Below are 2595 nucleotides of genomic sequence, written 5' to 3'. Positions count from 1 at the left end.
GGGGCTGTTCGGAGTCGCGATCGCGGGTTGGGCGGCCTACAAGGCGGCGAGTCCGAAAGGCATCGGGCATGAATGGGCCGGCGAGTGGGGCATGCTGATTTCGGCGGTGGTTTTCGGGGCGCTTATGCTCTACTTCTGGCGTCTGACGAAGTACCGGGTAGCGTAGGGTTTCCGGTTGAACGATCTGGGCGGAGTGGTAGTGCAACTTGTGTCGTCGTCGCGGTGACTGTCCACGATCTCCGGCCGAAAGGTTGTCGTTCCAAGCTGTATTATGTGAGTCGCGATTCGATGCTCTAGCGCTCTGATCAACTGAAATGTGTCGTCTCTACGGATTTCATTCTACGGTGCCCCGGAAAGTCGAGTGCGAATTGATCCAGTCCCAGAACTCACTGATAGTTCAAAGTCGGCGCGATGAACACGGGAATAGTAATCCGGATGGGTGGGGTCTGGTCACGTACACGAACCATCTTCCTCATGCGGATCGGCAGAAGCGACCGGCGTTCGACGGGGAGGACTTTCGCTGGGCGGCTGCAAAGGCGTACTCGCGGACCGTCATGGCGCACGTTCGCCGTGCGACCATAGGCGCCGTCGTACCGGAGAACACGCATCCCTTTGTTTTCGAGAGATTTGCCTTCAGCCACAACGGCACGATTGAGGGTTTCCCGGTGCTCAAGGATCGTATCCTGAGCGAAATCGAGCCGTCCTTACGGAGTCACATTCAAGGCTCGACAGACAGTGAGCACTTCTTCTATCTTTTGCTCACGCGGCACATGAAGAACGGGACCCCTATGGTGAAGACGCTGGCCGACTGTTGTAATCTTGTTGCGAGCTGGTCGGCGACGGAAGCTCCATCTGCGGAGTTCGCGCTCAATGCCATTTGGACCGATGGGCACCAGTTCGTCGCATCCAAACTGGGTCGGTCGTTGTGGTACGTGGATCGCGAACGGGTTCACTGGTGTGAGGTGTGCGGAAGCCAGCACGCCATCTTCGAGGACAGGGAAGAGTACCATGCCGTCGTAGTCGCGTCGGAACGGATCACGTCCAACGAAGACTGGACGCCGGTACCGGCTGGATCTGTTGTTGAGATTGGTGCTGACTTTGCCGTGCGTGTGTCCGGCATGTAAATCAAGTGGACGGTCAAATGGATCTGCGAATTAGCCCGCGACTCGTGTATCGTAACCTGTCATGCGGATTTCTGGTAGCCATTCTGGCTGTCTGTACGGTACCTCGGGCGGACGCCCAGCTCGGCAGTATCGACTTTCCGACGAGCGCAGGTGACGAGGCGCACCGTGAGTTCCATCGTGGCGTCCTCCTTCTTCACAGCTTCGAGTACGACGATGCTGCGGAGGCTTTTCGCGCGGCGCAGGATCTCGAACCCGACTTCGCCATGGCGTACTGGGGCGAGGCGATGACCCGAAATCGGGTGATCTGGGGTCAGCAGTTTCTGGATGAGGGTCGTGCGATTCTCGATCGACTTGGCGGAACACCGGAGGAGCGACAACAGAAGGCTCTGACCCAACGAGAGCGCGACTACCTGGATGCGGTCGAGTTACTTTACGGTGAGGGCGAGCGTGTGGACCGACAGCGCGCATATCGGGATCGGATGCGCCGGGTTTATGAGGCCTATCCGGACGACCTGGAGGCCGCATCGTTTTATGCCCTGTCGATTCTCGGTGCGGTAGACGATGGCCGCGACTTCGTGGCCTACATGAAAGCGGCGGGCATCGCTGAGCAGGTGTTCGAGGTCAATCGCGAACATCCGGGCGCCGTTCATTATCTGATCCATGCATATGACGATCCAGTTCACGCACCACTCGGTCTGAGGCCCGCCCGCGTGTACGCCGGGATTGCTCCTGACGCAACGCACGCGTTGCACATGCCATCGCACATCTTCGTCGCGCTTGGAATGTGGGATGATGTGGTGGCGTCGAACGAGGAGTCGTGGGCAGCGTCGGTGCGGCGAATGGAGCGAAAGGGACTCGGCGCCGGAGACAAGAGCTTCCACGCGCTGATGTGGTTACACTATGGTCTTCTTCAGCAGGGGCGGTTTGACGAGGCGGCTGCGAAGCTCGACCAGATGGTGGCAGACAATGATGTGGCGGGGACGCGCGGTACACGATTTCATCTTGCGCGGATGCGGGCACATCATATCATCGAGACGGAGGAGTGGGAAGGGCCGGCGGTAGATCTAGCCGTGGATGTTTCCGATCTTGGCCTCGTCGCATTTGTGGCGAATCATTTTTCGACGGGCTATGCGGCGGCGCGTCGCGGCGAGCTGGACCTCGCGCGAGACGAACTGAATGTGATTCTTCTCCGTCTTGATGAAGCTGGCGAGAACGAAGACACAGGTGCGGCAGGGGTGATGACTTCGGAGTTGATCGCTGTGGTCGATCATGCGGAGGGCAAGCTCGATCTGGCTATTGAGGAGCTTCGCGATGTCGTGGCTGTTGAGAGTAGTCTTCCGTTCGCGTTCGGTCCTCCTGAGATAGCCAAGCCGTCGGCTGAGCTACTGGGGGAGATGTTGCTGGAGGTGGAGGACTACGACGGGGCTGCTGCAGCTTTCGAAATGGCGTTGGAGCGAGCGCCGGGGAGGCG

At 59.1% G+C, this 2595-nt stretch carries 2 protein-coding genes and 1 pseudogene; all 3 read left to right on the top strand.

Going from position 1 to position 2595, the window contains the following annotated elements:
* Window positions 1-166 (top strand): hypothetical protein (locus HKN37_11875; protein ID NNE47344.1); only part of this gene is annotated, 166 nt, incomplete at its 5' end.
* A gap of 148 nt (window positions 167-314) precedes the next feature.
* Window positions 315-1124, top strand: a pseudogene (locus tag HKN37_11870) (class II glutamine amidotransferase).
* 17 nt (window positions 1125-1141) lie between these two features.
* Window positions 1142-2595 (top strand): tetratricopeptide repeat protein (locus HKN37_11865; GenBank protein NNE47343.1); only part of this gene is annotated, 1454 nt, incomplete at its 3' end.

The sequence above is a fragment of the Rhodothermales bacterium genome (assembly GCA_013002345.1).
GTDB lineage: Bacteria > Bacteroidota > Rhodothermia > Rhodothermales > JABDKH01 > JABDKH01.
The sequence above is the reverse complement of the archived record's forward strand: the minus strand, read 5'-3'. Positions and strand labels throughout refer to the sequence as shown.